Origin of the sequence: Corallococcus exercitus, assembly GCF_003611585.1 — a bacterium.
Taxonomy (GTDB): Bacteria; Myxococcota; Myxococcia; order Myxococcales; family Myxococcaceae; genus Corallococcus; species Corallococcus exercitus.
The window spans coordinates 1-419 of the sequence record NZ_RAVW01000914.1; the positions used below are offsets into that span (position 1 = coordinate 1).

Here is a 419-nt window from a genome sequence, read left to right on the forward strand (position 1 = left end):
CCGCCACCTTGGTCGCCCGCACCATCCCCAGCCGGGGCGTCAGCGCCGCGCGCACGATGCGCCCCCCGTCCATGGGGAACGCCGGCAACAGGTTGAACACCCCCAGCACCGCGTTGAGCATCGCCAGCGTGAAGAGCGCGAACTGCACCTGGAACAGCCCCAGGCCGTGCACCCCCCACGTCACCGCGCCCAGGAGCGCCGCCAGGCCCAGGCTCGTCAGCGGCCCCACCAGCGCCATCAGGGCCTCGTCCCGGGGACGCTTGGGCACCTGCGCCAGCTCCGACACCCCTCCGACAATCATCAGCGTGATGCCGTGCACCTCGCCGCCGTGCCGCAGCGCATAGAAGGTGTGCGCCATTTCGTGCAGCAGCACGGACACGAACAGCCCCACCGCCACCGCCAGCCCCCAGGCCCAGGAA

At 71.8% G+C, this 419-nt stretch carries 1 protein-coding gene; it reads right to left on the reverse strand.

Features of this window, described 5'->3' with window-relative positions; all coding sequences use genetic code 11:
* On the reverse strand, positions 1 to 419 hold a 419-nt coding region (locus D7W79_RS42845; RefSeq protein ID WP_208729996.1), incomplete at both ends, for a site-2 protease family protein.